Below are 25,473 nucleotides of genomic sequence, written 5' to 3' on the forward strand. Positions count from 1 at the left end.
ACAGTGGCATTACTCTCCAGCCTCAAGGGGCTGATCAACAAAGGAAAAGAATACATCCGGGCCAAGATGATGAATGGTTACATCCCGATCTTTTCGCAGTTCGGGGATAACATTTACGCTTCGGATATCGTGCAGAACTGCATTGATATCATCGCGACGGAAATCAGCAAGCTGCAGCCGCGGCATATCCGTCATGACAACTCCGGTAAGCAGGTGACGCCGAAGGGTAATTTAAACCGGCTGTTCAAGTTCGGCCCTAATGAGCTGATGACGACACGGGACTTTCTCGAAAAAGTCATTTGGCTCCTATATCTGAACTACAACGTATTCATTTACCCGATGTATGAGCAGGACAGCGAGAGCAATTCGCGGGTGTACAAAGGGCTATACCCCTTAAATCCATACCAAGTCGATTTCTTACAGGACGAAGCCGGTATGTTGTTCGTGAAACTGTTTTTTCGTTCGGGAGACAGCTTCACACTTCCCTATTCGGATGTCATCCATATCCGGAAGAAGTTTTCCGTTAACGACATCATGGGCGGCGGGCAGAACGGCCAGCCAGACAATGCGGCACTATTGAAAGTGTTGCAGATTAACGACGTCGTTCTGCAAGGGCTGGAAAAAGGGATTAAGACCAGCATGTCGGTCCGGGGCGTTATTAAGATCGCGACTATGCTGGATGACGAAAGTCAAAAAGCGGAGCGGGAGCGCTTTGAAAAGCTTATGATGAGCGGTGATTCCGGCATTATGCCTCTTGATTTGAAGGGGGACTTCATTCCAGTCAACATCGATCCGAAAATGGTCGATAAAGACACGCTTTCTTTCCTAAGAAGTACAGCCCAGGAATGGTATGGCGTATCCCAGGCGATCCTTTCCCGGGATTATACCGACGAGCAATATCAAGCGTTTTACGAAAGCACACTCGAACCGCTTGTCATCGGACTAGGGCAAGCTTTTTCCAAAACAATCTTTACCCCGCGTGAATTGGACATGGGGAATGAGATTGTTTTTTATCATAAAAACATGATGTTTCTGAGTACGGCGGCAAAACTCAACCTGATCAAAACAACGGGTGAACAAGGGCTGCTTACCGACGATCAGAAGCTTGCTATTCTCGGGTTTCCCCCGCTGGAGGATGGGACGGGATCGCGGCGAACCATGTCGCTTAATTACATTGATGTGAACCTAGCGAACGCCTACCAGATGGGGCGGAAATCGACAACGAATGGAGGGAAGGGCGATGAGCAAAATGATTAGCTTGCCCAATAAAGATGAGCCGATCAAGCGCAGCTTTGGCCTTCTCGACATAAGGGCCGTCGATGACGGCACCTATATCGAAGGGCATCCGGCCGTTTACGACCAACGAACGAATATCGGTGGGTGGTATAACGAAATCATTGAACGCGGAGCTTTCGATAGCTGCAATTTTGATGATGTACTTTTTTGCACGAATCACGATTTGATGAAAATTCCGCTCGCCAGGAGCAGGAGGAACAACAGCAATTCAACAATGCAGCTGCAGCTGGACGAAACCGGGCTGTACATCAGGGCGAACTTGGACGCGGAGAATAACTCCGAAGCCAGGACGCTATACAGCGCGGTGAAGCGAAAAGACATCGATGGGATGTCTTTTATCTTTTATATCGACGCCGAGAAGTGGGAAGACCTCGAATCGGACATGCCGACTCGTCGCATTCAGAAAATTAAGAGAGTCATTGAAGTAAGTGCTGTCAACTTCCCGGCCTATACCGGGACTGACATAAATGCTCGTGACCGGACGGCATTGGATAATGCGCGTCAGGCGTTGGAGAACGCCCGGTCTCAGTTGGATAACTCGAAAGACGAGCTGGAACTATTGAAGTTAAAAAATCTACTCTTGATGAAGGGATAAGGTGACGATCTATGAAAAACAAACTTAAGAAAATGCTGGAAAAGAAAGAGGCAAGAAAGGCCGAACTCGGAACGAAAGGGGCGGCAGCTACGGAGGTAGCGGAGCTGCGGAGCATTAACGCCGAGATGGAAACCTTGAATGTGGAGATCGCGGAGCTGCGAAGCATGATCGACAGCATGCCGGACGATCCGGTCGCGGGTGGGAATACGCCTCCTGCTACCGAGCAGCGAAGCGCCCAAGTGCCTGCTTCCGGAGCGCCTAGCGCTGCTCATATTATGGGCTCGTATGGCCTCGGTAACGGCGCGGGCTCTCCAGGAGAGCAACAGCGCTCCCAGGGGCCGGTTGACCCATATGCCACACTGGAATACCGGAGCGCTTTCATGGTGTTCGCCAAAACAGGGGAAATCAGACCGGAGCTGCGGGCGAATGCAATGACAATGACGACGGACGTATCCGCGGTCATTCCGACAACGATCCTCAATGAAGTTATCCGGAAGTTGACGGCGTACGGGCAGATTTTTAGTCGTATTCGGAGACTCAACATTAAGGGCGGAGTCGATGTACCCATCCTGTCGCTCAAACCCGTTGCGACATGGATCGGTGAAACAACTCCTTCGGATAAGCAAAAGGTTCAGTCTAATACCAAAGTGTCGTTCAGCTATCACGGATTGGAGTGCAAAGTATCCATTTCTTTGTTGGCCGATACCGTGACGCTCGAAGGTTTTGAAACGACCATCACGGATCTTATCGTCGAAGCGATGATTCAAGCGGTAGATTTGGCCGTTATGAATGGCGATGGGACCGGGAAAATGCTTGGTATTACGAAAGACTCGCGTGTACCTGCCTCTCAGATCGTCACGATGACGCCGGCCGAATTTTCCGATTGGGAGCAGTGGGCCAAGAAGATTTTCGCCAAAATGCCCTTGCGATACAAAGCGGGCGCCAACCTCATCATGGCCTCCAGCACGTTCGAAGGCTATATTAACGGCATGGTCGATAATAACGGCCAGCCGATCGGCCGGGTTAACTACGGCATTACCGAAGGGCCGCAGGGCCGGTTCGGCGGCAAGGAAGTCATTGAGGTTGAAGACGATGTTATTGCACCATTCGCGGACGCGGCTGCGGGCGATGTGGTCGCCGTCTTCTGTAACCTCAAAAACTATGCCTTGAATTCCAATCTGCAGATGACCATGTTCCGTTATTTCGACCATGATACCAATGAATGGGTAGATAAGGCGATCCTCATCGCAGACGGCAAACTGCTCGACCCGAACGGCGTCGTGATCGTGAAAAAAGGTTCGGCAACCTAATTACGGGGGCCATTCGGCCCCTTCTGAAAGGCGGTAGCAAGTGTTGAGAAAACAAGCGAAAAAAGCAACTAAAATTGAAGCCGATAACGAGACTGTCATACTGTGGAAAGCGACTATGCCGTTATCGGAGAGCGAACACGAGGAGTTATCCAACAAGCTCCGGTTCGAGCAGGAGAACAGCGGTGTCAAAATCGTGCTTGTTCCTTATTCGGTTTCTCCCGAAATTGTTGAACAGCCAAAAGGTGAGACGATAACCGATTCGATACCGGCGGTGGATGGAGCGGGGGAACCTGAACCGGAGGATATGGGGCGAGTTGAATCATCCTCGGATCGTGGTGATCCCGATTGACCGACGACGAGCTGATTGCAGAATGTAAGGTGGGGCTGAACATCTCGCTTGCGAGCACGGCACACAACCGAACACTCAAGCAAAAGCTTCTGGCTGTTAAAGGCTACATGGTGGGAGCGGGCGTGTCGGAGGAATCGATGCTCAGCGACCTGGCGGTCGGCGCCATCGTTCTCGGCGTAACAGACCTTTGGAATATCAAGAGCGGGGAAACCGAGTTTTCTCCAGTCTTCCATACGCTCTTGACCCAGCTCGCAAAGTCGAAGGGGGCGGTAGGCGGATGAGGCTTCCGGAAGTTGTACAACTAATCGGACTCTCGTATTCGCAGTCGGCTACCGGCGACCAGATCACGGAGAACGAGCCGCGGGAGATCTTTGCGAAAAAGAAATCGATTCGGCAATCCGAGTTTTACCAAGCAATGGCAAACGCACTCCGTCCGGAAGCGATTTTTGAAGTCTGGCTCGATGAATATCAAAACGAGCCTCGTCTCGTTCATGAGGGCACGCTTTATCAAGTCATACGCACGTATGATACCGACAATCGAATGCTGGAGCTGGTTTGTGCGGCGTTTGACGACATCCGGACCAACCTGTCTCGATTGAGGACGACCATAGAAATATGGGGCAACTCATCGGCAGAAAACAGCATGGGCGAAAAATCGCCTTTACCGGAACGTCTTTTTACCGTGCAGGCCGAAGTGGATTACAAGGGTGGCGGGACCGGCTTGGGCGAGGGTGACGTGATCGAGACAACCAACAACCTCAAGGTAACCATCGTATATAGGGACGGTATTACGCCGGACATGTTCTTGCTCGTGAATGGGCAGCGATGGAACATCGAATACATCGAAAATCCATTCAACCGCAATGAGACGTTGCAAATTACGGCGAAGCGGGTGATCCCATGAGCCGATTGACCCGAGTCGAGATCAACAAGGCGATCAACAACAAAATTAAGGCGGCGTTCCCGGGTATTGAGATCCAGAGCCGCGATGTGGAAGAAGGCTTTAAACGGCCTTCTTTTTTTGTTTCGTTAGAAACGTCCCAAACCGAGGCGTACCTGTCGAATCGGCTTCGGGAGATGACATGTCGCATTCTGTTTTTCCCGACCGACAAGCACCTATACAAAGAGGAAGCTTACGGCGTGATGGATAAGCTGGAGACGTTGTTTGTCCTGAACTTCGCTGCCGGATCTCGGGTCATCACCATCGGAAGCGCGACGGCCGACATCGTGGATAAGGTGGTCCACTACGATTTCGATTTCGCGTTTTACGAGGACACTCAGGAGTCGGAGACGGGCGAGCTGATGCAGGAGCTACATTTCGATGGCTGACTTTGAAGCGGAAGACAAGGGGTTGGACCGGTTTGCGAAAGAGCTGAATGACTTGCAGCGGCTTTTCCCGAAGCAAGCCCGGCAGCTTATGATGCGGTCGGGAACGAAGGCGCGGGCGATCGTGTCGAAGAGAGCTCGGAGAACTGTTCAAAAAAAATCGGGAAATTACCATAAATCCATTAAACGCGGCAAGGTGTGGGTCGATTTGAGTACGGATGAAACCAAAGTTAGAGTGTATTCCGGCGCTCCACATAGCCATTTGATCGAATACGGGCATCGTATTGTCGGAAAAGACGGGAGCGAACATGGATTCAAACAGGGGCATTACGTATTCGAAAAGGCGACGGCTGAAATCGAGAGAGAATGGACGAACATCCTGGAGAACGAATTCGACAGGATTTTAAAGAAGCTATAAGAAAGGGTGAATGTAATGGGCTTGCCCGAAATTAATATTAGTTTTTCCAGCCTTGCCGTAACCGCGATCCAGCGGAGTCAACGGGGCATCGTCGCCTTAATCCTCAAGGATGACACGGACACCTCGTTTGCCACAAAGGAATATTCAGCCGTTTCGGAGATTGACGCGGCGGATTGGACGGCGGCTAATAAAGCATTTATTGATATGGCGTTCCTTGGCGTGCCGTCTAAGGTAATCGTGGAACGGCTGAACATTGCGGCTACGAATTACAATGATGCGCTGACCCGGCTGTCCTATAAAAAGTGGAACTACTTGGCCGTGCCGGGTATTCCCGCTGCCGATGTCGCTGCGATCTCGACTCAAGTTAAAACGTGGCGAGATATCGAGAAAAGGACGTTCAAAGCGGTTCTACCGAACAGCGTCAGCGACCATGAAGGGGTTATCAATTTCACGACGACCGGCATCAAGGTGAAGAACGTGAGTGCGCCCTATACAGCTTCCGAGTATACATCGCGAATCGCCGGAATGCTGGCCGGTCTGCCGCTGACGCGATCGGCGACATATTGCGAGCTGCCCGAGATCGAGGCGATTACCGAACATACGACGCCCGACCAGAATATCGATGACGGCGAGCTGATCATTATCAACGATGGGGAAAAGTTCAAAATCGGTCGCGGTGTGAACTCGCTAACGACGACAACCGTTAGCAAGGGCGCGGATTTCAAGAAAATCAAAATCATCGAAGGGCATGACATGGTGCTTGAGGACATCAAGCGCACCTTCGACAACGAATACGTCGGAAAAGTCAATAACAGCTATGACAATCAGGTTTTATTCATCACGGCCTTAAATGCCTATCTGACCGGATTAGAAGGCGATGTATTAGATCCTGCTGCTGATAACTCGGTCAGTGTGGACGTGGAGGCACAGCGGCTCGCTTGGCAAGCACAAGGAACGGACGTATCTGGACTGACGGACCAGCAGGTCAAAGAAATGTCATTCAGCAGCAAGGTGTTCCTTTCCGGTTCTCTCAAGTTTCTGGACGCAGTCGAAGACTTGCAATTCAAAATTTCGGTATAAGGAGGTAGGCGATGCCAAACGCAAATGAAATCATTAACGGCACGTACGGACGTGTGTGGGTAGGCGGCGAGTTGTGGGCCGAAGTGGACGCGTTCGAGGCGAAAGTGACGGTCAATTACGAGGACGTCAATTTTGCGGGCTCGGGTGCTACCCATAGGAAGGCAACCGGCTGGAATGGTGAAGGATCGATGACCATCAAAAAGATTTATTCCCGTGTGCAGCGGACGATGGCCGCGAATGTGCGTAGGGGAATCTATCCTCGCCTTGAAATTGTCGGCAAGGTTGCCGATCCGGATACGCGCGGAGCGGAAAGGGTAGCTTTACGCGATGTCACCATTAGCGAATTTATGCTGCTTAAATTTGATCAAAAGACGCTCGGGAGCGAAGAAATACCGTTTAATTTCAGCGATTACGAAATGATCGATATGATCAGCTAATGGAGGGAATACGAGTGAAAAAGACGCTTACCATTACCGATTTGTTGGCTCAAAAGGACCAGCTCAAAAAAAGGAAAGGCCGGCAACAACGACTTTACGTGGAATCACTCGACGCCGAAATTGTCATTGAAGAACCGAGCAGGGAACTTGCGGCGGAGGCTCTTGAAATGGCGAATGACGAAACATTAAGCGACAAGGCCGACGCACATGTTGTGTATCATACGGTCGTATCGCCGAATTTAAAAGATCCGAAGTTGCAAAAGGAATTCGGTTGCGCAGAACCGACCGATATCGTTGATATCTTGTTCCGTCCGGGCGAAATCGCGGCAATCAGCGGGTTTGCCTTGCAGCTTGCGGGATACGGTCATACTGTCAGGAAAGTCGACGCGGAACTAAAAAACTAATCCGGAGCGACTCCGAATTTCATTTTCTGCATTACTATATCCAGCGCGGATTCGCTCCGGACTATCTTCTGAACGTGGACTTTATGACCAAACGCTTTATGATGCAATCGATGATTGTCCAGCTTGAAGACGAAAACAAACTGATGGGGGCCGGAATCGGCCCTTTTTAGTTTGAATGGAGGAGGAGAGATATTAGCGCTAAAGACATCTCCAGGACGTTAACCCTTAAGGACAGGGTTACCAGTACACTTAAAAAGATATCTGGCGGAACCGTCGATTACAAAAAGAGATTAAAGGAATTAAAGACACAAGCGAATGACACCTGGTCCTCAGTCAAAAAAGGGGCAATCGCGGCGACAGCGGCGCTTGGGATCGGGATTACATCATTTGGCGCGATCGCGGTCAACTCCGGCGTTCAGGCAGCGTCCAGCCTGGAGGGTTATCGGTTGACGCTGGAAACGGTGCTCAAGGATACCCAAAAGGCCGGGGAAATGATGAAGTGGGCGTCCCAGTTTGCGAAGACAACTCCATTTGAAACGGATGAGGTTGTCAAAGGTACCGTTCGCTTGCAAGCCTACGGAATCGAGGCCAAAAATACGATGCGGTCGATCGGCGATATGGCTGCCGTCATGGGGACGGATTTGATGCAGGCGATCGAGGCGGTAGCCGACGCGCAGACCGGCGAGCTGGAACGGCTGAAAGAATTCGGCATCACGAAGGCCATGCTGGAGAAGAAGGCCGGAGAGATGTACCGGAATCAAGTCGTCGTGAACAACCAGGGGCAGATTGTCGATCAAGCCAAATTTAACGACGCCCTATTTGCTCTCATGGAAGACCGGTTTAAAGGCGGCATGGAGAAACAGGCCACCACGTTAAAAGGCATCGTTGCGGTCGTCACCGGGACGTGGAAGGAAGGGATGTCGAACTTGGTCGGCGTCACCTCGGAAGGCGTTATCCGGCAAGGCAGTCTTTTCGAGTTGATGAAGACGGGCGTATCGAGCTTAAGCAAGGAAATGGATAACCTGACGAGCGGCGGTGGTGTCGCGGAATTTGACAAAATGTTTGTCGCTCCTCTTCGCGCCTGGGTAGAGTCAGGCGGGATCAGCGTCTTGGTACAGGGCGTTAAGGATCTGGCGGGCGGCGTTTGGGCGGTGCTGAATGCCGGTGTTGCGACTTATGGCTTTTTCCGCGATAACTGGTCGCTGCTTTCGCCGCTTCTATACGGCATAGTTGGCGCACTCGCATCGCTAAAGGCGGTTCAGATGGGCGTGGCCGCTTGGCAGACGATCATGACAATCCGGCAATGGGGGCTGAATGCAGCAATGACTGCGAATCCGGTCGGGATGATTGTTGTAGGGATCGGCGCATTGATCGCAATGGGCGTCCTCCTTATCCGGAATTGGGATAACGTGGAGCTTGCCGGGAAAAAGGTGTGGAATGGGGTTGTTTCCGCGGCGGAATGGGGCGTAAACAGCGTGATTGGTTTCATCAATAAAATGATCAGCGGCGCCCTAGACGGGGTTAACCTTGTTATAAAAGGAATTAACAAGATTACCGGGTCGAACATCGGTGAACTGGAATTCAGCCTGAAAGAGGCGAATTTCAGCGGAGCGAAATTCAACACGGAGGGCCAGTCCTTCGATTGGCGGATGGGGACCAAGAAAGAGGCGGCTCCTGACGATGTTATTGCGCAGATGAACCAACAGCAGCAACAGGCGCAAGTCCAACAGGAACAGCGAGCGGTCTCACAAAGCAATCTCGTGGAAGCCCTGGACAACAACACCGGAATGATGGAGAAGACGCGGGGCGGCGGAAATACGATCAATGTCACCGTGAACGGCAGCGATTTGACGGCCGAGGAGATTGCGGACAAGCTCGTTCCACGCATCGAACGCAAGCTATTCACGTAGGGAGGGAAGCTTATGATTTCTATTTTTCTATCCATAAACAACAACGAGGAAGTCATCGAGCTTCCCGTAATTCCCCCATCACTGGAGACTGCATCGCCATACAACAATGACAGCTTTGATGGGTTAAGCCAGGAGCTGAACCTAATCGGCGTGCGCGGCTTGAAGTTGATGGAGATCGAGAGCTTTTTTCCGGTGCGGGAGTATCCGTTCTTACGCAGCAAGGAAATGTGGGGAATGGCATACGTGGAAGCGATTGAGCGCTGGAGAGACCGGCGCTATCCGATCCGGTTCATCGTCGCTAACACGGACCGGAACGGCTATAAGATCAATACGGCGGTAACCATCGACGATTTTACGTACCGAGTAGGGCAGAGCGGCGACATCGAGTATACCCTATCTTTGCGAGAGTTTCCCTTTGTAAAGGTGAGTGGTTGATATGTTCCAAGTCGCCTTAATCAAGTCCGATGGGTCGGCCCGGTACGACATTACCCCGATCGTAGGGGGTATGTCCTGGGACAGCGACTTTACGATAACGACGGCGTTTGAATTCGATGTGGCATTCTCCGATACACGATTCTTCCCGACGATTCCCTGTGACGTAGGGGATATGGTTATTTTGGCCAAAGGGGAAGACGAGGTGTTTCGGGGGATCATCGTCAGCGAAAGCAGAAAAGGCCGGTCTCCGGTGACGTATTCCGCCTACGATTTTTCGTGGTATTTGGGACAATCCAAGTCCGTCTATCAATTTAACCGAATTTCAGCATCGCAGGCGATCACGAAGATCGTTGATGATTTCGGAATCAGCATCGGCTCGATTCCGGACATGCCGACGCTGATCGATAAAATCTTTATTCAGGAGTCGCCGGGCAAAATCATTCAGTATATCATTGACACCGTTGAAAAACACGAAGGGTACCAAATCAACGGTGAAATGCGGGAGGGCAAGCTCTACCTCGAAAAGAGGCAGGACCTCTTAATTACCGGGACATTCCGGCTCGCTGAGAACATAAGCGAAGCAGACGTTACCCAGGTGATAGGAAGTCCATCCCGTACACGATCGATCGAAGAGATGCGTAATCGCATTCAGATCATCGTGGATGATGAGGAAACCGAATACGAGGTTACGGCGCAAGAACAGGACGATGCGCTAATTGCTCGGTACGGGCTGCTCGAAGAAACGATAAAGATTGACGCGGAGGACGCGGCGAAGAGTCGGCAAGTGGCAAAAATCATGTTGCAGCGGCTTGGGAAGGTGCATGAGAAAAACGCGGTTAAGTTGATGGGCGACATTCGTTTTAAGGCGGGGCGTCTCCTGGATCTGGTCGAGCCGGTTACCGGCATGACCGGGCGCTTCATGATCGCATCGGCCAAACATCGTGTGGCGAATCTCATTTACACGATGGATATAGAACTTGTTTTTCCGGAGGATGTGGGCTGATGAATAACCTCGATAAGTTGGCAATGATGTTTGCGGCCCGGGATAACCCGACGCTTGTCGGAATGACAACCGGGACCGTTATTGGAATAGATCCACTCCGGATTCAATACGGCGACGGCATCGTATTGGAGCCGCGGCATTTGGCGGTATCCTATTCGCTGTTGAATGGATATACCGGGCAGTACACCGACTCCAACGGGTCATCCAGCGAAACCAAGGAAGTCACCTGTAAATATGAGCTGCAAAACGGCGATGAGGTGATGATGATTCCGGACAATGCCCTCAAAAAATGGTATGTCATTGACAAGGTGGTGTCTCCATGAGCTTACCCAAAGTAGCCGAGCTGGAATTCCGGACGGAGGATGTCGCGGCTCCTGCTGCGGCCAGTGTCGTTCATTCTACACTGGCGTGGGACTTTACTGCTGGTGATTTTGTTTTGAAAGACGGCAAAACGATCGTGCTGCAGGAAGTCGGATATTTGCAAGTTTGGATTCAAAAGGCGCTGCGGACCATTCGGGACAGTTTAATTTACGCGAGAACGGGATACGGCAGCGAGCATCATTCGCTGATCGGCAAAAACTTCAAATCCTCGTTTAGCGACTCGGAGTACGAGAGGATGATTCGAGAGGCGCTTTTGCAAAATGAAGCAATAACGAGAGTCGATAATTTCGCGTTTTCGCAATCCGGATCGAGACTGGACATCACCTTTGATGTACAAAGCATCTACGGCACGACGCAAGGGACGGTGGCGTTGTAATGGCAGACAAAGACCAAATTCTTTCCGATATGCTGGACGGTGTGTCTAGTAATTATGACAAACGCCCCGGCAGCTTCATCTTCGATTCGCTTGCGCCTGCGGCAGAACAGTTTGCTGCGACGGATCGCGGTATCGAAGCGGTACAAGGCGAACTCAGTATCGAAAACCTTTCTGGCGGCGCATTAGCGCAGCGCGTCCGGGAGCGGACCGGCATCGAGCGTAAGGCGGCAACGCGGGCAATCGGTAGCGTCATTGTGACCGGCACCGGCACGATCCAAATCGGGAATTTATTCGAGACGGTCGCCGGAACGCAGTTTCGGGCGACGGAGACAAAGGCCGTCGCCGGAAGCGGACTTATTGCGATCGAGGCCATAAAAGCCGGTTCAAGCGGCAATGTCGCGGCCAACACGATCACGCTTTTCCCTGTTACGTTGTCCGGGTTCACGGCCGTCAATAATCCAAATCCGACACAGGACGGTTTTGAAGCCGAATCGGATGCTGATTTGCTCCAGCGGTATTATGATCGGGTCCGGACGCCTGCGACGAGCGGGAATCGGGCGCATTACCTGGCGTGGGCAAAAGAGGTGTCAGGGGTCGGGGATGCTCGCATTATCCCTTTATGGAATGGGAGCAATACGGTGAAAGTGGTCATTATCGACAGCGACAAGACGCCGGCCAGCGCTGCCGTCGTTTCGGCGGCACAAACGTACATTGATCCCGGGGCGTCAGGGCTTGGGGATGGGGTTGCGCCGATCGGCGCATACGCCACCGTAGTAAGCGCAATCGGCGTGAGCATTAATGTAGATGTGACAATTACAATCGCGGCGGGATATACGCAGGCGCAAGTTGAAGCGTCCATTGCCGACGGAATGACGCAGTACCTGAAAGAAATTGCGTTCATCGAACCGGTTGTCAGCTACGCCCGGTCCGGGGCCGCGATCCTGGCGAGCGAAGGGGTTGCTGACTATACCGGCTTGACTGTGAACGGCAGCACAAACAACGTGCCGATCGATACGGAAGAAGTTGCGGTGCTGGGGACGGTGACGGTCCATGTCACATAGTCAAAAGATGCTGCTCCGTCTGCAGCCGTTTATGCGCAAATCCTCCGTATACAAAGCGATCTTCGATGCGGAAGCCGGGCAGTTTGACGGCCGGGATGCGGCGATTGCGGATCTACGTTTGCAGTTGTCCGTCGATACGGCGACATGGGCGCTTGGGGTGTACGAGGCTGAATTAGGCATCGTGACAGAGTCAGGCAAGCCGATTGCGGAACGCCGGTCGGTCGTCAAATCCAAGATGCGGGGTACCGGTAAGGTGGACGCGGCTTTAATCAAGTTAGTTGCGGACAGTTTTTCGAACGGGGATGTCGTCGTCCAATTCGACGGAACGATCAAGATTACATTTACGAGTGTCGTAGGGACGCCTCCTAATCTCCAGGATTTGAAACTAGCGATCGAAGATATTAAGCCTGCCCATCTTGGCGTCATCTATATTTTCCTTTACAACCAGTACCAGCAGCTTGCGCCATATACGCATGATTATCTCGCTCAATTCACCTATGAACAGTTACGGTCGAGTGACATCACTTAGGAGGGAGTGAAGGGGAATGCAACAAACTCCGAACTATAGTTTAAAGAAGCCTGATCCATCGGATTATTACAACGTTCAGAATCAGAATGACAATATGGATATTATCGATGGGGCTTTATCTGAAAAGCTTCCTACCGCTGGCGGGAAAATGACCGGTCCAATTGCGTTTGTTGACGATGGCATCTACATGATGGTTGACAACGGCAACGGCATGCAAATTATCAATAAGTTAGCGAGTACAACTATTGGTTCAAATGGCGTAACGTATATAACGAATAACGCTTACTACAACGGCTCTGCTGGCGGCTGGCTGCGCATAAATACAAGCAATCCGGCATCAATGTTAGTAACCACGGAAGGTGGTCTACGTATATATACCGCAGCAGCTGGTGCTAATCCAATCACTTGGACGGATGAAGGACTTGCAGTTACGACAGTTCCTTTCGTTGGCATTAAAGCTCTTCACGGTGTTTTACTCCCTAATAACGTAGCAATTGTAGGGACGTATACTGATGCCGCAAAGCGCCCTATTATTTATGTGTCTATAGACAACGGTGTGGTAGTTGGGAATACAGCGTCTGTTACTACGATTCACAGCGCTTTGCCTCCGCGATGGTGGAATGGGACCGAAGATCAGTCGCTTATTCATGGTAACACAGGCGTGGCGCAAACCATACGGACAGAGTTAACCGTAATGGGACGTCTGAATACGAATCCGACTATTATGAAGATGGAAGACACAGACTCGGCTTTATCCTCACCTTTGGAGATTCGATCGGACGGCCCTACCAACGATCCTTACATGTCTCTCCACTCCGCTGGAAACTTCGCGATAAATTTCGGAATGGACGCGACGTCGAAACGTCTACAAGTTGGCGGATGGAGCATGGGCGAAAGTGTGGCGATGGTTTGGGACGAGCGTAGTTTACGAGAGAACACTCAGTTTAGGGCGCTTCAGTTCCTGTCGGCGGTAGATAGTAAATGGTACGACGTTGGCGTTGTCCGTGGCACCGGAAGCCCGGAAGGAGTGGTTACCGCGCTTATTGGTGCTATTTATGTTAATGAATCGGGTGGAGCAAATACGACGTTCTGGGTTAAAGAAACCGGATCGGGAAACACGGGGTGGAAAGCGAAATGATAGAACGCAAACAATGCGTAGTCCACGACGGCGTAATCATCAATATCGGTCCATGGGACGAGCAAATTCACTCCATGCCTACGGGCGAGTATGAGACGGTTGTGATAAAGCCGGAACGAACCGAGACAGACGAAGAGGGTAACGAAGTCATTATCCCGGAAGAGACTATCCAGGTTGAACTTTACGAAGACCGACCGACGAATCCAATGCCGGAAGGTGCGACGATTGAGGAACGCGACTTCGAATACGATGATGTTTACGGCTGGCGTGAAGCCGGGACGCCGATCCCGGAGTCAGACGCGCAAAAGGTTGCTCGACTTGAATCTGAACTTTCCGTCAGTAAGAGCGATAACCTGAACACGATGGATGCTCTATTCGACGTTTATCTCATGGTGCTCGACATGCAGAGCGGAAACGGAGGTACACCGGCATGAATAGTTTAGATGAACGTATGGTAGTGCTATCGGTGCAACTCATCAGGGCCGGACGGCGAACGATTGAAGACGTGCCGGAGCATCTACGAACTTTAGTCCAACAACAATTAAACGCAACGGATCAGCCTGGAGAGGGCGAATGATCATGTTGCGTTTTTTGTTGTGGATCTTCGGGTTTTGGAAGGGAGGTGATATGCACATGCCCATGGTTACAGTAACTGTTGCTTTGATTATCGCTGGCCGTCGCAAATTTTCAGATGTACCGGCAAACATTCGCGATGAAGTGAGGGCCGATCTGCTGGCGCTCGGTCTGGATGAGAATGGCAAGCCATTTCCGACGGAACCGGCAGAGTAACACCGCGCCCCGAGTATTCGGGGCTATTTTTTATGGGGGGCGGTTCAAATGAGTCGCAGCGGCCGACTGCTTCGTGCAGACGGAACAGTTATGAATCAAATGGAATTGCTGGAAGGGATACACGCAGCCTTGACCGGAGGCGGCGGGATGGGTGCCATAAATAGAAACGATTTTCCGTCGTTTGTACTTTTTGGTGACAGCATTACAAACCAAAATGGTCCATTCAGCGGCACCGCTAACTATTATTGGCAGCCTACCGGATTTTTCTACTGGGTGCAGTTGCTGACTGGAGGACATATCAAAATACTCCGACAGGCCGGCATCGGCGGCAACACAACGACGCAGATGCTTGCTCGGATCGACAATGACGTGCTGCAATATAAGTCCGATTACGTCCACGTGCTCGGCGGCACAAATGACGTTCTTACTGATACGGCTGCCGCGACGACGATAGCAAATCTCGCTACGATATACAAAAGGATCAAAGACAACGGCAGTAAACTCGTAATCGCGACCCTACCGCCGTCCGTCCAATGCAATACCGATCAGCGGCTAGCTAATCTAAACGCGATCAATAAGTTCATCCGGGACTACGCCTACGCCAACAAAGATGTGATCCTGTGCGATATGTTTAGCGCTCTCGTTGATTCTAGCGGGCGACTTATCCTCGCCGGTCTTAGCGATGACGGCACGCACCCTAATGCAGCAGGCGCGGCCCGAATGGGACGGAAGCTTTACGAAGATCTGAACGCGGCCCTTCGGTTTAGCAAGGAAAACATGCTCTCGAAGTCGTATAACGATTCGAACAATTTGCTGACGAACGGCATTTTGACCGGTGATAGCTCTGGCGGCGCGACAAGCTGGAGTTTCGTGGGCGGCACGAGGTCAAAGAACTTTTATAACGACGGTACTATCGCATATAACGAGCAGGTAATCGATGTAGCGACGAAGGCGACTGTGAGCATGTATCAGTCCATAACGACCGGGTTTACACCCGGAACCAAAGTGGAAGGACTGGCCCGCATAAAATTCGAAGGCATAACGACGTTGGACTCGATCGCGGTAAAGGTAAACTGCATCGGCACCACTCAAAACACGTATAGCCTTACGGGTAATTTCGACGGGCCCGCTCTGATGCTGACGGATGCGATCCATAGCACGCCACAATTGGTTATCCCGGACGGTACAACGAAGATCGATTTTTATGTCGTTGCGACAAACTTGACGGGAAAGATGCTCGTGTCTAATCCGACAATTCGAATCGTGAATTAAGTCTAGCTCCGAGCCGATCGGGGCTATTTTATTGCCCAAAGAAATGGGCAGAGAGAGGCGAGTCATGGATCAAACGGGGAAAGTGGTATCGGCTATTGCTGGAGGTGTGTTGCTTCCGGTATTTGAATTTCTGTATGGCGGCGGAACGGCAGTGATTTCGACGATGGTTGCACTGGCGTTCTTCATTCTGCTGGACTGGATGAGTGGCAGCAGTGCGGCCCGCAAGGATAAAACATACGCTTCAAAGTATGGTATCGATGGCGTGTTCCGGACATTCTTCATGGTTCTTCTTCCAGCTGGAGGACACTTGCTCGACAAGACGATCGGCCTTCCAGGAATCCTATTCGGCATATTTGCTCTTGGTCTGCTCTATCATACGCTAAAGAGCATGACGGCCAATGCGATCCGAGCCGGTTGGGCAGAATGGCTGCCTATCTCTATCCTTGAAAAAGTGATCGAATGGGTTGGGAGTGAAATGGATTCGAAGGTTAATCGCGCGCTAAAACGGCAAGCTGAAACGGGGGCTGGAAATGATGCAAAGTCGTAATCCAGCAAACCTCCCGATCATTGACGTATCCAAGCATCAGGGTCCGATAGACTGGCTTGCAGTCGCAGCTTCCGGCATCAAAGGGGCGGTGGTTAAATCTTCGGAGGGGGTCGGCTATATCGACCCTCTTTTTCGTCGCAATGCGGTCGGTGTGCCAGCCGCGGGGATGAAGGTCGGCTTTTACCATTACTGCCGCCCGGAGACGCCCAACACGGCCAAAGCCGAAGCCGAGCACTTTCTGGAGACGGTGGCCGGGCTGCCAGCGGAACTTCCGTACGTCTTGGACGTTGAAGGCGATGCGGCCAAGCTCGGAGCTGCCAAACTGACCGACTGGTGCTATGAGTGGCTGGAGACAGTCCAGAAGCGATCCGGTCACCCGGTAATGGTTTATACCGGTGGCTCTTTCGCTCGCTCATTCTTGGCCAGCAAGCTTGCCCGCTGGCCGCTGTGGATCGCTCACTATGGTGTCGATACGCCGATGAGCAACGGCACCTGGGATAAGTGGGCAATGTTTCAATATTCCGACGCCGGGACCGTCCCGGGTATCACTGGGCGGGTCGACATGAACGAAATGGATTTAGCGTATTGGCAGGGAATCACCGGGGAGGAGAAAGGCGGGATGGACAAACCAGCAGTCATTAAAGAGCGGATCATTGCCCGGAACGGCAAACTCGAATACCTCACGTTCGACTATAACAAGCCGGGAACCGATGTCCGGCTGCTTAAGCTTGAGCGCGGCAAAGCCAAATTTAAGCTTGTCGCCCGACCAGGCTCGAAGGTGTCCGAGCTGACCAAAGAGCACGACGCCGATTTCGGATTCAATTTCCCGTATTTCGATCCCGCCGCGAAGCTGCCGGTCGGCACAGTATGGGACGGCACCGGCTACGTCAACGGTGCGTGGGGCAAGACTCACAAGTGGCATTTTCTCGCATTTAAAGATGGCTGCGCGGAAATCCGCCTGCCGGGATCGGCCGTCGATGATAGCGACTGTGCGTTTCCGGGCACTCCTTTGCTTGTCAGCAATGGCCGAGCAGCTTGGGACTATTACCGGGAGGTTGAGGAGACGGCGACGGATATCGGCCGGGACGCGGACGGTAACCTCGTGCGCTGTCAGCGGACGTTTGCCGGGATTGACGCCGAAGGCAACTTGCTGCTTGCGGTCTCCGATGGCCGTACTCGATCCGATCAGGGGCTGACCCTTGAGGAGATGGCGCTTTACATGCTGGACAAAGGAGCGGTATGGGCGATCAATGGTGACGGCGGCGGCAGCTCCGTGATCGCGGACCGGTCCGGCGGGCTTAACCAAGATCAAAATGTCGGGGCAAATGAGCGGGCTGTCCATCATGCGCTGCTGATCTTCCTGCAGCCGGATCGGCCGGTCGAGCAGTCGAAGGACTGGAAGCTGGAGTCTGTGGAATGGCTGAATGCCCAAGGACTGACCGATGCTGTACGGGACCCGGATACCGCGCCGACCTGGGCAGAGCTTGGGGCGGCTTTGCGCAAAATGAAGTAGTACGAAGAATCCCCGCTGGGTTCGGTTAGCGGGGGATTTTTTATTTGCGTATTTTACGATGTTTGTCCTATAATGGGAACTAACGTTCCCATTGGAGGGGTTGTTATTCTATGAAGCCAAGCGAAATAGTACGTAGGAGAATCGATAACCCGTTAACGACTAAACAGGAGAAAGAGTTAATTCAAGATATCGAGCAGAAGCTCCCAGTTGAAACCAACAAAGTTATTGCAATGGTTAGTTACGAAATTGATGAAACAAAATCGCTTGAAAAAGTGCGTGAAATCGAATGTAAAAATGTGACAATCATAGCGGATAACCTTAGTGGGTCGCGTATTCATGCGCGTTTTTTTGATGCCGAAAAACATCATAAGGCAATATACACTAGGCAACTTGGTTCTTTTGTAAAATGGATGTACTCCAAAATGGACCATTCAGATGTTAAAGAAATATGGGAAGCAGTGGGGCAAATAATTGAACATGAAGATAGAAAGAATGATGAAAAAAGTAGGTGAACATCCTCGAATTCGTCATTTGTTCTCATATTTCATCGGAGGATTCGACAGGTGGTAACGTCGAAGTCCTTCGATGAGGTGAATGATAATGGCGGTTAGAAATCGCTTGAAAGAGTTGCGTCATGATCATAGGATGAACCAGATTGAGTTTGCTGCATTCTTAGAGCTACAGCAGCAACAATACAACCGGTACGAAAATCAAGTTCGCCAACCGACTTTAGAAGTAGCTTTACATATCAGTAAAAAGCTAGTTCGACCGGTAAACGAAATTTTTTTCGTTGAAGAAGAATAGGACAGGCAATTTTTACACCAAACTGGCGTATACTGTATCATCAAAGCGAATGGAGCTGATGGTATGGAAAAGCAAACAGTCTACCGGATCAGGTATACGGCAGACAATCGAGTTAAGGCCGTGCACGCCTCACAGGAGCCGCAAAAGGACGAGAAGCACGAAACTATTGGCGCATGGTTTGTCCTCGTCCTTGGGGCGCTGGCTTGCGTAGGGTGGTGGTCCTTATGGGGGTAATGCCTTATCATGTGAGGCTGGCCGAACTGTTCTTGATGCAGAAGCGTCGGCAGCTCACCGATCCGGAAGTGATGGAAATGACCCATTGTTTAGCAGCTAATGCAAAGTACTGCTGGGATCTGGTAGCCCTCCAGAATATGTCCTTTGCGGCTTACCAGGCGGGGGACATGGAATGGTTACACGACATCTGTAATCAGATCGACGTTTTGGAGGAAAAACAAGGATTGAGATTTAAAGGGAAGAATGGATAAATATAGACTATTGTACCTATTATTTTATCATCCTCGACAAATTGTGACAAACACCGCTTTCATTGTGTGCTATGCTTGTCCGCAAGGAGGTGAGAGGATGAAAATTGTGCCAAAAATAAAAAGGTCCACTGCGCCAACAGTAGGACCAAACGAAAAATATTCACCTATAATCAGGATACAGTAATTGGGGTCTTTTTTCAAAGTAAGTTTGTGCGCGTGAATTTTATTGATATGAAAACATGAGGATTCATTAAGGTACCAGTGGCCCCTTAGCTTAGAGCTAAGACTCTCTGAGGGAGGGGCTTTTCGCTCCTGCCTAAGCCGATTACCTTAAATCACCTTAATCTCGTGCAATTCCTCCATAGGACAATCAAGCAACCAAGCCGCATTAGCTGCGATAGGGTAAGAGAAGTGTCTTTTGCCTGAAATGACTTGCGATAAGAACCCTTGGGAAATTCCAAGACGACGGGCAAAGTCTGCTTGAGTCCACTTCTTGGCTACCAGAAGCTCCGGTAATCGGCTCCTCCCAATATGGAGGGCCATGATTCACCTCTGTTGTTTTACTTACCCATCATTATACTTTTTAAAACGCTCGGAAGTCACTAAGAAAACTATTAGGCTGACATTTCTGACTTTTGGTAGGAACGTTTGTTCCTGCGTGGTAGTATATTCTTTAATAACTTTTCCGAAGGAAGTGAAAAATATATGCTGATGGAATTATTGGAACCTTCACTCGAAGAGAGAGCATGCGACATGGTTATTTTTTATGAAAATGAGAACAAGCACTTATTTGACGAATTTACTAATGCATTTAATCAAATAAAGAGTTGTATTCCTGAATCTATGTTGCCTACTCTTTTCGCTATGGAAAATTGCTTTGCTCAAAAACTACTGGGGGGCAAGGAAATTTATAAGAACGGCTTTAGACATGGGATGCATGCCGTTATTGAAGAGTTTATTCAAGGGGGAAAGCGGTCTTTATGACCGCTTTATTATGTCGCGTTTAATAAAACACGGTAGAGCAACGCATTCGTAATGCGTAGGTCGGGGGTTCGAATCCCTTCATCAGCATCGTATAAACTCAGCACTAACGCAGCTTCTCGTGATCGAGGGGGTGCGTTTTTTATTGTATCGAAAATTAACTGCAGCAAGGGTGGCGAGCAAGCACATTAAAGAGGCGGCGAAACGCCGGTCGGTGCGCAGAGGAAGTGCCGAAACCCGTATGTTGGATTTGTCAATACAAATCGTGAACGGTTGTTCTAATCAAATTCTCATAATTCGAGCGTAACCCGCAGATGCGAAGAACTTCTCCGTGCTTCGCCAAATTTTAGTCGGCTCGACTTGTGCTACGATAGTTGCAGCGATTCACAAGACCAACCTATTTCGAGGAGGAATCTATGAATATCATAAGAAAACACTCGTTTGCAAAAGCGGTTGTCGTCGCGGGCATAAGTCTTTCGTTGATGTTTTCGGGCAGCTTGTTCCTTAATTCCGGTTCGGCGCATGCAGCCGTGGCTTCATCCTCGTCCGCTTCGGCTTCATCTGCGATCATCTCTACGGGCCAACAATTCATGGGGGTCCCTTATAAATATGGGGCGGAATCCGGGAATACCCGCTCGTTCGACTGCTCCTCTTTTGTTCAACATGTGTACAAGCTTAACGGGATTACATTACCGCGTTCGTCGCGTCAGCAGTCTGAGGTGGGGACCTACGTGCCGCGCGATCAACTGCAGCCCGGCGATCTGGTTTTCTTTTATTCCCCGATCCATCACGTAGCGATTTATATTGGGGACGGTAAAATCCTTCATACGTACGGCACTCCCGGCGTAACGATCTCCGATCTCAACTCCGGATCTTGGGACAGTCACTACAACATGGCGCGCCGTGTGCTGCCTGCCGGGGAGCCAGCTGTCGCTGAGCCAGCCAAGCCTGCGGCACCTGTCAAAACTGTAGAGCCGGCCGAACCGGAAGCCGGACAGCCGGAATACGATTCGGGCTGGGGGAGCGACGGATGGAACTGGCGGGATCTATTTGATTTTGAATAAAAGCAGTGACCAATATGACCTGAAATCAATGTAGGATTGGGAGCGCGCCTTTTCCTGATTCTGTTAATAATCTTTTCCGCCCGGTTGGGGCAACCTATCTTCGTAGTCTGCTGTAGAATCGGCAGCGTTCTAATTACGAGGACAAGGAGTGAGCGGAATGGCTGAACACAACGAGCGTAACCGCAACGGTAACGGTAACGGAGAAGCCAGCACGGAAGAGGTTGTAGGAGCGGTAGGCGGCGGCGCGTTAGGAGCTGTCGTCGGTTCCGCTTTGGGACCGGTCGGTACAGTGGTAGGCGGGATCGTAGGAGCTTCGCTGGGCGACAAAGCGGGCGAAGCAGCTGAAAACGGCGGCGAAACTGCCGAACTGGAATAGTAGGAAAAGGAGGTGCAGGGAAACCTGCGCCTTTGATTTATTGTTTTACATAAATTATTCCCAACCGATTTTTCCATAATAGTAACCTCACCAAATGAGAAACCGCCCATCAAATGATAGACGGCGATTTTGAAAAAGCTATTACGGGAATACCACTTGCGCAGGGGTTTCCTTCGAAAGATTAGTCCCATCGCCTAGTTGACCGAAATAATTGTCCCCCCATATCCACAGGGTTCCGTCTTGCTTAATGGCGGCATCGTGATTGGTACCGGAGCTTATAGTACGAATATCAGTTAACCCTTTAACCTGCGCAAGTGGTATTGGAGTTACTTTTGCAGCGATCGCTCCATATTCCACTTTGGTTCCCCATTTCCATACAGTGCCGTCTTTTTTAAGTGCAAGACTATGGTATGTTCCGGCAGAGATGTCGATAACATCGTGAAGTCCCCCAACCTGAGAAGGGACTTTCTCATAAGCTAGGCTCGGCTCTTTTCCTAATTGTCCCATTTCATTATATCCCCAGATCCAAACCGTACCATCTTGTTTTAGGGCAAGCTGGTGGCGCGCTATGGGCCCGCTTGCGATTTTTACGATGTCTGTTAGTCCCTCTACCTGTGTCGGAGCATTGGATATAACAAACTGAGGCTTAGAATCCGTATTAGCTACTCCAATTAAACTCCACGTCCAGACTGTACGATCTTCTTTAAGAACGGTAAGACTGTTTTGTCCAGACTGTATAATATCTACGATATTAGTCAGCTTATCTATTACTTGAGGCTCAATTTCGTCCGTTCCTCTACCTTTACTAGAATAGGAAAGTCTCCACACCCACACTTTTCCGTCCTTATCGAGTGCAGCATTTAAGTGGTGAGACGCCGACACTTTTACTATGTTCTGTAAATTAGGGATTTTAAGAGGTTCTAAGAAGTACGATCCACCGCCACCATCATCAAACTGTTGGTAGCCTACTCCCCACGACCACACACTGCCATCGTCCGTTACAGCTAATGTATCAAGTACTCCGTAAGAAATATAAGTTACTTTTTTAAGTTTTGGAACTTTTTGGGGAATACCCGGTTGTGGAAAAATACCGCCATTGAACCGTTTATACATATTTCCCCAGATCCATACATTTCCTTGATCATCTAAAATGGCGGTTTCACGTTCAGTTAGTGCAGCTTGTTGAATCTTGGTCTTTAAGCTTTCCTTTTCTTCAGCTTGAGCGGCGGGTGCTGACCATGTACTTATAGCCAGAGTTGTTGTTAATGTCAGTACTAAAGCATACCCTTAAAAAACGGTTTACACGAATGGAACTCCTCATCTCTCTTCACTCTCCAATTTTTTAATGTAAAATCGTTACACTTAATTAAACAGTTAATATTAGGAAAAGTTGCAAATGAAAGTGAAGAAATGTTGCGATGCAAATAAAGATTAGGGTGGGCGAATATGTTTTTTTTAGCAACGCTTTGTTAAGGCGGTCCAACACAAACAACCCGCTGGGTATTGCCCAACGGGGAATTCTTCGCTTACTTCTAAATAAGCCAGCAACCTTCTACCTCTCGCTAAAAGCAATCTTCAATCCGATGATGCCAAATAACGTCCCCTGGATGATGTTAATCCGTTTCGAGAGAACCGGACTTTTACGCAGGAGGCCCCCTACTTTTTCAGAAAATACGCTGATCCCGATAAAAATAAGCAAAGCCTGAACCAGGAAAATCGTTCCCAAAATCAGCATCTGAACCGCGACGCTGCCGGACGAACTTGTAACAAACTGCGGCAATAACGCCAGGAAAAACAACGACACTTTAGGATTCAGGACGTTCATGACGATTCCTTTTTTGTACAAAGCTTTGTAGTCCGCCGGACGACGGTCAGCGGCGATTGTCAGATCCGCTTCCTTCTCGCGGAAGGACATCCAGGCCAAATAAAGCAAATAAGCCGCGCCTGCGTACTTCACCACCGCAAACGCTACCGCTGACTGATAAATGAGCGTTGAAATTCCAAGAGTGGCGGCTGTTATATGAACGAGCAGACCCGAACACAACCCGAGTGCCGTTGCGATCCCGGCTTTGCTGCCCTTCGACAGGCTTTGGGCCACCACAAACAAATTGTCGGGACCCGGCATCAGAGTAAGCAGAACGCCTACCCCCAAGAAAGACAGGGCGGTCAGAAGCTCCACGCGTTTCATCTCCCTTTATACATCCTTCATTATTCATTCTGACTTTGAACCGCCTGGAGAAAATGAAAAGACAAACATTCGGATCTGGGGCTGCTGCTCCCCCGAACGCTCCTCGAACGATTAAACCCAAGCCCTTGCGTTATTATATCACGGTTTTCATGGGTCTGAAAAACGGCTGCGCATCCGCTGCTTTTGGGGACGGCTTGGGAGGAAGCGCCGCAAGGTCGGGGCTTTCCCTGCTCATGGGTAGAAGAAACCGAATAAGGGCGGTTCGCAACCTTTATTTTGTCCGAATCTTGCTTGGCTGGGGGAATAGGAGCGGTTGGAGGCTGTTAAAATCGGGGAAAAGGGTGCAGCTAAACCAACTGGCTGAAATAAGGGATGCAAACCGCCCTTATCTGGTTCGGTTTTTGGAAAAGGCCGAAAATAAAGGGTGCCCAAGACCCTTATATGGTTCAGAGCCCGCGTGCATACGTTTCGGCGAAGGCGAACACAACCCGTTCGCAGAAAAGCTGTGTACGAGCCTCATTTAAAGTTGAGATGGTACAAGGTCTCATCGCCGCGGCTGGAGTGAAGATCCCCATTCCCTCCCATACGCATACGTATGGATTCGCACGTCAAAGGACCCGTCCGGGGGAATTACCGGACGGTTTTGCTTTTTAATAAACCATGTTCAACTTTACTAAGCGTTAGAGCAGGTGAAGTGAAGCATTCTTTACAAGGAAGCTGCCTCATGCGCCGGGTCATTCGTCGTGGAAAGGCTTCGTTTAGTTTGTTTAGAAGAAGCTTTCCCTGTACGTTTTGTATCCGAAAGGGATTTTTAATCCGAGTTGTACATTTTGGACCGTTCGGTTCGTACAATCTTGGTGGGTCCGTTATGTCTGTGATGCCCGTTGCGTCCGTTGTTGCCGCTCTCCATCGCCAGCTTCGCGATCCGGCTCCGGCTCATGGTAGATCTCTTCCTCGATATGATCCATGATGCTCTGGATGGCATCGCTGACACCGTCCGTCGAGCCTATGTCCTGTTGATCGTAAGGCGTCGGTATGCCGGCAGTCTCAAAGGCGGTTTGTTCGAACATGCTGTGATCCGTACTGTGCTCGGTCATGCGAATGGTCTCCTCTCGATGACATGATTTCCCTTATCGTTTCCGGCTGTGCACGAATTTATTCCAGCACGACCCGACAAGGGGAGGCGGGTAGGGCAGGGGAGGGCAGGCTGTGCATGCGGCATATCCATTTGTTTATCCGATCGTGCCCTGTGGAGCGCCCCTAATTCCCCCACTTATGCCCAGCCCACTGCTTGTCCCTGGGTCGATGCGTGAATTGGGCTTTTTTGTCGGGGGTTATTTGTTGAATAAAAACGCCGGGTCGGATTATAATAGGAACATGTGTTCTTATTTTATTCGGAGGTGTTC

General features: G+C 50.5%; 35 protein-coding genes and 1 pseudogene. 32 read left to right on the top strand and 4 right to left on the bottom strand.

The features are described from left to right. The first annotated feature begins 3 nt into the window (after positions 1 to 3). From PV433_RS31010 to PV433_RS31145, 29 genes are all read left to right on the top strand, one after another. Positions 4 to 1,257, top strand: a complete 1,254-nt coding sequence (locus PV433_RS31010; protein ID WP_332075840.1) for a phage portal protein — start codon at positions 4 to 6, stop codon at positions 1,255 to 1,257. After that, a complete protein-coding gene (locus PV433_RS31015) occupies positions 1,241 to 1,891 on the top strand; it encodes an HK97 family phage prohead protease (protein WP_332075841.1) in 651 nt (216 codons plus the stop codon). The genes PV433_RS31010 and PV433_RS31015 overlap by 17 nt, the downstream gene beginning before the upstream one ends. Before the next feature lie 11 nt (positions 1,892 to 1,902). Next, complete coding sequence (locus tag PV433_RS31020; protein ID WP_332075843.1) at positions 1,903 to 3,201, top strand: phage major capsid protein; 1,299 nt, start codon at positions 1,903 to 1,905, stop codon at positions 3,199 to 3,201. A 40-nt stretch (positions 3,202 to 3,241) separates the two neighbouring features. Further along, positions 3,242 to 3,550, top strand: coding sequence for a hypothetical protein (locus tag PV433_RS31025; protein ID WP_332075844.1), 309 nt, complete (start codon positions 3,242 to 3,244; stop codon positions 3,548 to 3,550). Further along, on the top strand, positions 3,547 to 3,831 hold the full coding sequence (locus tag PV433_RS31030) for a hypothetical protein (protein WP_332075846.1): 285 nt from the start codon (positions 3,547 to 3,549) through the stop codon (positions 3,829 to 3,831). The genes PV433_RS31025 and PV433_RS31030 overlap by 4 nt, the downstream gene beginning before the upstream one ends. Then, the gene (locus tag PV433_RS31035; RefSeq protein WP_332075847.1) at positions 3,828 to 4,454 is read left to right on the top strand and encodes a phage head closure protein; all 627 of its coding nucleotides are present in this window, start codon (positions 3,828 to 3,830) and stop codon (positions 4,452 to 4,454) included. Before PV433_RS31030 ends, PV433_RS31035 begins: the two co-directional genes overlap by 4 nt. Further along, positions 4,451 to 4,879 carry a phage tail terminator family protein gene (locus PV433_RS31040; protein WP_332075848.1) on the top strand — a complete coding sequence of 143 codons (429 nt, stop codon included), beginning with the start codon at positions 4,451 to 4,453 and terminating at the stop codon, positions 4,877 to 4,879. Before PV433_RS31035 ends, PV433_RS31040 begins: the two co-directional genes overlap by 4 nt. Beyond that, positions 4,872 to 5,294 (top strand): HK97 gp10 family phage protein, encoded by a 423-nt coding sequence (locus PV433_RS31045; protein ID WP_332075849.1) that lies wholly within the window; start codon positions 4,872 to 4,874, stop codon positions 5,292 to 5,294. The genes PV433_RS31040 and PV433_RS31045 overlap by 8 nt, the downstream gene beginning before the upstream one ends. 15 nt (positions 5,295 to 5,309) lie before the next feature. Beyond that, a complete protein-coding gene (locus PV433_RS31050; RefSeq protein ID WP_332075850.1) occupies positions 5,310 to 6,374 on the top strand; it encodes a phage tail sheath C-terminal domain-containing protein in 1,065 nt (354 codons plus the stop codon). Positions 6,375 to 6,385: 11 nt separating this feature from the next. Further along, positions 6,386 to 6,811 (top strand): phage tail tube protein, encoded by a 426-nt coding sequence (locus PV433_RS31055; protein WP_332075851.1) that lies wholly within the window; start codon positions 6,386 to 6,388, stop codon positions 6,809 to 6,811. A gap of 14 nt (positions 6,812 to 6,825) precedes the next feature. Then, entirely contained in the window at positions 6,826 to 7,215 is a 390-nt protein-coding gene (locus PV433_RS31060) for a phage tail assembly chaperone (protein ID WP_332075852.1), read from the top strand. A gap of 446 nt (positions 7,216 to 7,661) precedes the next feature. Next, entirely contained in the window at positions 7,662 to 9,125 is a 1,464-nt protein-coding gene (locus PV433_RS31065; protein WP_332075853.1) for a hypothetical protein, read from the top strand. A 12-nt stretch (positions 9,126 to 9,137) separates the two neighbouring features. After that, positions 9,138 to 9,560: a hypothetical protein gene (locus tag PV433_RS31070; protein WP_332075854.1), complete on the top strand. Its 423-nt coding sequence runs from the start codon at positions 9,138 to 9,140 to the stop codon at positions 9,558 to 9,560. Position 9,561: 1 nt separating this feature from the next. Beyond that, positions 9,562 to 10,563, top strand: a complete 1,002-nt coding sequence (locus tag PV433_RS31075) for an XkdQ/YqbQ family protein (RefSeq protein WP_332075855.1) — start codon at positions 9,562 to 9,564, stop codon at positions 10,561 to 10,563. After that, on the top strand, positions 10,563 to 10,886 hold the full coding sequence (locus tag PV433_RS31080) for a DUF2577 family protein (protein ID WP_332075856.1): 324 nt from the start codon (positions 10,563 to 10,565) through the stop codon (positions 10,884 to 10,886). The genes PV433_RS31075 and PV433_RS31080 overlap by 1 nt, the downstream gene beginning before the upstream one ends. Continuing rightward, positions 10,883 to 11,320, top strand: a complete 438-nt coding sequence (locus tag PV433_RS31085) for a DUF2634 domain-containing protein (protein ID WP_332075857.1) — start codon at positions 10,883 to 10,885, stop codon at positions 11,318 to 11,320. Before PV433_RS31080 ends, PV433_RS31085 begins: the two co-directional genes overlap by 4 nt. Then, positions 11,320 to 12,381, top strand: coding sequence for a baseplate J/gp47 family protein (locus PV433_RS31090; RefSeq protein WP_332075858.1), 1,062 nt, complete (start codon positions 11,320 to 11,322; stop codon positions 12,379 to 12,381). The genes PV433_RS31085 and PV433_RS31090 overlap by 1 nt, the downstream gene beginning before the upstream one ends. Beyond that, positions 12,371 to 12,910: a putative phage tail protein gene (locus PV433_RS31095; protein ID WP_332075859.1), complete on the top strand. Its 540-nt coding sequence runs from the start codon at positions 12,371 to 12,373 to the stop codon at positions 12,908 to 12,910. The genes PV433_RS31090 and PV433_RS31095 overlap by 11 nt, the downstream gene beginning before the upstream one ends. Before the next feature lie 16 nt (positions 12,911 to 12,926). Continuing rightward, complete coding sequence (locus PV433_RS31100) at positions 12,927 to 14,048, top strand: hypothetical protein (protein ID WP_332075860.1); 1,122 nt, start codon at positions 12,927 to 12,929, stop codon at positions 14,046 to 14,048. Continuing rightward, positions 14,045 to 14,482 carry a hypothetical protein gene (locus tag PV433_RS31105; RefSeq protein WP_332075861.1) on the top strand — a complete coding sequence of 146 codons (438 nt, stop codon included), beginning with the start codon at positions 14,045 to 14,047 and terminating at the stop codon, positions 14,480 to 14,482. The genes PV433_RS31100 and PV433_RS31105 overlap by 4 nt, the downstream gene beginning before the upstream one ends. Positions 14,483 to 14,499: 17 nt before the next feature. After that, on the top strand, positions 14,500 to 14,625 hold the full coding sequence (locus PV433_RS34270) for a CD1375 family protein (RefSeq protein ID WP_442951598.1): 126 nt from the start codon (positions 14,500 to 14,502) through the stop codon (positions 14,623 to 14,625). After that, the gene (locus PV433_RS31110) at positions 14,622 to 14,837 is read left to right on the top strand and encodes a CD1375 family protein (protein ID WP_332075862.1); all 216 of its coding nucleotides are present in this window, start codon (positions 14,622 to 14,624) and stop codon (positions 14,835 to 14,837) included. The genes PV433_RS34270 and PV433_RS31110 overlap by 4 nt, the downstream gene beginning before the upstream one ends. 48 nt (positions 14,838 to 14,885) lie before the next feature. Next, positions 14,886 to 16,109: an SGNH/GDSL hydrolase family protein gene (locus PV433_RS31115; RefSeq protein ID WP_332075863.1), complete on the top strand. Its 1,224-nt coding sequence runs from the start codon at positions 14,886 to 14,888 to the stop codon at positions 16,107 to 16,109. A 64-nt stretch (positions 16,110 to 16,173) separates the two neighbouring features. After that, a complete protein-coding gene (locus PV433_RS31120; RefSeq protein ID WP_332075864.1) occupies positions 16,174 to 16,656 on the top strand; it encodes a phage holin family protein in 483 nt (160 codons plus the stop codon). After that, the gene (locus tag PV433_RS31125) at positions 16,640 to 18,169 is read left to right on the top strand and encodes a GH25 family lysozyme (RefSeq protein WP_332075865.1); all 1,530 of its coding nucleotides are present in this window, start codon (positions 16,640 to 16,642) and stop codon (positions 18,167 to 18,169) included. Before PV433_RS31120 ends, PV433_RS31125 begins: the two co-directional genes overlap by 17 nt. Positions 18,170 to 18,279: 110 nt before the next feature. Further along, positions 18,280 to 18,681 (top strand): hypothetical protein, encoded by a 402-nt coding sequence (locus tag PV433_RS31130; protein WP_332075866.1) that lies wholly within the window; start codon positions 18,280 to 18,282, stop codon positions 18,679 to 18,681. 88 nt (positions 18,682 to 18,769) lie between these two features. Next, positions 18,770 to 18,973 carry a helix-turn-helix transcriptional regulator gene (locus PV433_RS31135; RefSeq protein WP_332075867.1) on the top strand — a complete coding sequence of 68 codons (204 nt, stop codon included), beginning with the start codon at positions 18,770 to 18,772 and terminating at the stop codon, positions 18,971 to 18,973. A 63-nt stretch (positions 18,974 to 19,036) separates the two neighbouring features. Beyond that, positions 19,037 to 19,207, top strand: a complete 171-nt coding sequence (locus PV433_RS31140) for a hypothetical protein (protein WP_332075868.1) — start codon at positions 19,037 to 19,039, stop codon at positions 19,205 to 19,207. Continuing rightward, on the top strand, positions 19,198 to 19,458 hold the full coding sequence (locus PV433_RS31145; RefSeq protein ID WP_332075869.1) for a DUF7667 family protein: 261 nt from the start codon (positions 19,198 to 19,200) through the stop codon (positions 19,456 to 19,458). Before PV433_RS31140 ends, PV433_RS31145 begins: the two co-directional genes overlap by 10 nt. A 330-nt stretch (positions 19,459 to 19,788) precedes the next feature. Here PV433_RS31145 and PV433_RS34275 read toward each other — a convergent pair whose 3' ends face one another. Beyond that, entirely contained in the window at positions 19,789 to 20,001 is a 213-nt protein-coding gene (locus PV433_RS34275; protein ID WP_442951594.1) for a helix-turn-helix transcriptional regulator, read from the bottom strand. Between the two features lie 162 nt (positions 20,002 to 20,163). On the opposite strand from PV433_RS34275, the gene PV433_RS31150 reads away from it, so the two are divergent. From PV433_RS31150 to PV433_RS31160, 3 genes and pseudogenes are all read left to right on the top strand, one after another. Next, positions 20,164 to 20,442, top strand: a complete 279-nt coding sequence (locus PV433_RS31150) for a hypothetical protein (RefSeq protein ID WP_332075870.1) — start codon at positions 20,164 to 20,166, stop codon at positions 20,440 to 20,442. A 413-nt stretch (positions 20,443 to 20,855) separates the two neighbouring features. After that, positions 20,856 to 21,350: pseudogene (locus PV433_RS31155) on the top strand (C40 family peptidase); the annotation flags it as partial. A gap of 310 nt (positions 21,351 to 21,660) precedes the next feature. Beyond that, on the top strand, positions 21,661 to 21,879 hold the full coding sequence (locus PV433_RS31160; RefSeq protein WP_332075871.1) for a hypothetical protein: 219 nt from the start codon (positions 21,661 to 21,663) through the stop codon (positions 21,877 to 21,879). A 141-nt stretch (positions 21,880 to 22,020) separates the two neighbouring features. On the opposite strand, the gene PV433_RS31165 is transcribed toward PV433_RS31160, so the two are convergent. The 3 genes from PV433_RS31165 to PV433_RS31175 all read right to left on the bottom strand — a co-directional run bounded on the left by PV433_RS31165 (position 22,021) and on the right by PV433_RS31175 (position 25,164). Next, on the bottom strand, positions 22,021 to 22,992 hold the full coding sequence (locus tag PV433_RS31165; protein ID WP_332075872.1) for an RCC1 domain-containing protein: 972 nt from the start codon (positions 22,990 to 22,992) through the stop codon (positions 22,021 to 22,023). A gap of 439 nt (positions 22,993 to 23,431) precedes the next feature. Next, the gene (locus PV433_RS31170) at positions 23,432 to 24,058 is read right to left on the bottom strand and encodes a LysE family translocator (protein ID WP_332075941.1); all 627 of its coding nucleotides are present in this window, start codon (positions 24,056 to 24,058) and stop codon (positions 23,432 to 23,434) included. 875 nt (positions 24,059 to 24,933) lie between these two features. Next, positions 24,934 to 25,164 (bottom strand): hypothetical protein, encoded by a 231-nt coding sequence (locus tag PV433_RS31175; RefSeq protein WP_332075873.1) that lies wholly within the window; start codon positions 25,162 to 25,164, stop codon positions 24,934 to 24,936. Positions 25,165 to 25,473: the final 309 nt, after the last annotated feature.

This window comes from Paenibacillus sp. GYB004 (assembly GCF_036577605.1).
Taxonomy (GTDB): Bacteria; Bacillota; Bacilli; order Paenibacillales; family NBRC-103111; genus Paenibacillus_AB; species Paenibacillus_AB oceani.

Excerpts from the sequence above, each read along its gene's own strand:
- PV433_RS31095 (WP_332075859.1), top strand. The coding sequence starts at position 12,371 with ATGTCACATAGTCAAAAGATGCTGCTCCGTCTGCAGCCGTTTATGCGC.
- PV433_RS31020 (WP_332075843.1), top strand. The coding sequence starts at position 1,903 with ATGAAAAACAAACTTAAGAAAATGCTGGAAAAGAAAGAGGCAAGAAAG.
- PV433_RS31130 (WP_332075866.1), top strand. The coding sequence starts at position 18,280 with ATGAAGCCAAGCGAAATAGTACGTAGGAGAATCGATAACCCGTTAACG.
- PV433_RS31165 (WP_332075872.1), bottom strand. The coding sequence starts at position 22,992 with ATGTATAAACGGTTCAATGGCGGTATTTTTCCACAACCGGGTATTCCC.
- PV433_RS31075 (WP_332075855.1), top strand. The coding sequence starts at position 9,562 with ATGTTCCAAGTCGCCTTAATCAAGTCCGATGGGTCGGCCCGGTACGAC.
- PV433_RS31100 (WP_332075860.1), top strand. The coding sequence starts at position 12,927 with ATGCAACAAACTCCGAACTATAGTTTAAAGAAGCCTGATCCATCGGAT.
- PV433_RS31045 (WP_332075849.1), top strand. The coding sequence starts at position 4,872 with ATGGCTGACTTTGAAGCGGAAGACAAGGGGTTGGACCGGTTTGCGAAA.
- PV433_RS31035 (WP_332075847.1), top strand. The coding sequence starts at position 3,828 with ATGAGGCTTCCGGAAGTTGTACAACTAATCGGACTCTCGTATTCGCAG.
- PV433_RS31145 (WP_332075869.1), top strand. The coding sequence starts at position 19,198 with ATGGGGGTAATGCCTTATCATGTGAGGCTGGCCGAACTGTTCTTGATG.
- PV433_RS31160 (WP_332075871.1), top strand. The coding sequence starts at position 21,661 with ATGGCTGAACACAACGAGCGTAACCGCAACGGTAACGGTAACGGAGAA.
- PV433_RS31125 (WP_332075865.1), top strand. The coding sequence starts at position 16,640 with ATGATGCAAAGTCGTAATCCAGCAAACCTCCCGATCATTGACGTATCC.
- PV433_RS31110 (WP_332075862.1), top strand. The coding sequence starts at position 14,622 with ATGATCATGTTGCGTTTTTTGTTGTGGATCTTCGGGTTTTGGAAGGGA.
- PV433_RS31140 (WP_332075868.1), top strand. The coding sequence starts at position 19,037 with ATGGAAAAGCAAACAGTCTACCGGATCAGGTATACGGCAGACAATCGA.
- PV433_RS31150 (WP_332075870.1), top strand. The coding sequence starts at position 20,164 with ATGCTGATGGAATTATTGGAACCTTCACTCGAAGAGAGAGCATGCGAC.
- PV433_RS31050 (WP_332075850.1), top strand. The coding sequence starts at position 5,310 with ATGGGCTTGCCCGAAATTAATATTAGTTTTTCCAGCCTTGCCGTAACC.
- PV433_RS31015 (WP_332075841.1), top strand. The coding sequence starts at position 1,241 with ATGAGCAAAATGATTAGCTTGCCCAATAAAGATGAGCCGATCAAGCGC.
- PV433_RS31105 (WP_332075861.1), top strand. The coding sequence starts at position 14,045 with ATGATAGAACGCAAACAATGCGTAGTCCACGACGGCGTAATCATCAAT.
- PV433_RS31120 (WP_332075864.1), top strand. The coding sequence starts at position 16,174 with ATGGATCAAACGGGGAAAGTGGTATCGGCTATTGCTGGAGGTGTGTTG.
- PV433_RS31115 (WP_332075863.1), top strand. The coding sequence starts at position 14,886 with ATGAGTCGCAGCGGCCGACTGCTTCGTGCAGACGGAACAGTTATGAAT.
- PV433_RS31080 (WP_332075856.1), top strand. The coding sequence starts at position 10,563 with ATGAATAACCTCGATAAGTTGGCAATGATGTTTGCGGCCCGGGATAAC.
- PV433_RS31085 (WP_332075857.1), top strand. The coding sequence starts at position 10,883 with ATGAGCTTACCCAAAGTAGCCGAGCTGGAATTCCGGACGGAGGATGTC.
- PV433_RS34270 (WP_442951598.1), top strand. The coding sequence starts at position 14,500 with ATGGTAGTGCTATCGGTGCAACTCATCAGGGCCGGACGGCGAACGATT.
- PV433_RS31090 (WP_332075858.1), top strand. The coding sequence starts at position 11,320 with ATGGCAGACAAAGACCAAATTCTTTCCGATATGCTGGACGGTGTGTCT.
- PV433_RS31040 (WP_332075848.1), top strand. The coding sequence starts at position 4,451 with ATGAGCCGATTGACCCGAGTCGAGATCAACAAGGCGATCAACAACAAA.
- PV433_RS31135 (WP_332075867.1), top strand. The coding sequence starts at position 18,770 with ATGGCGGTTAGAAATCGCTTGAAAGAGTTGCGTCATGATCATAGGATG.
- PV433_RS34275 (WP_442951594.1), bottom strand. The coding sequence starts at position 20,001 with ATGGCCCTCCATATTGGGAGGAGCCGATTACCGGAGCTTCTGGTAGCC.
- PV433_RS31070 (WP_332075854.1), top strand. The coding sequence starts at position 9,138 with ATGATTTCTATTTTTCTATCCATAAACAACAACGAGGAAGTCATCGAG.
- PV433_RS31055 (WP_332075851.1), top strand. The coding sequence starts at position 6,386 with ATGCCAAACGCAAATGAAATCATTAACGGCACGTACGGACGTGTGTGG.
- PV433_RS31175 (WP_332075873.1), bottom strand. The coding sequence starts at position 25,164 with ATGACCGAGCACAGTACGGATCACAGCATGTTCGAACAAACCGCCTTT.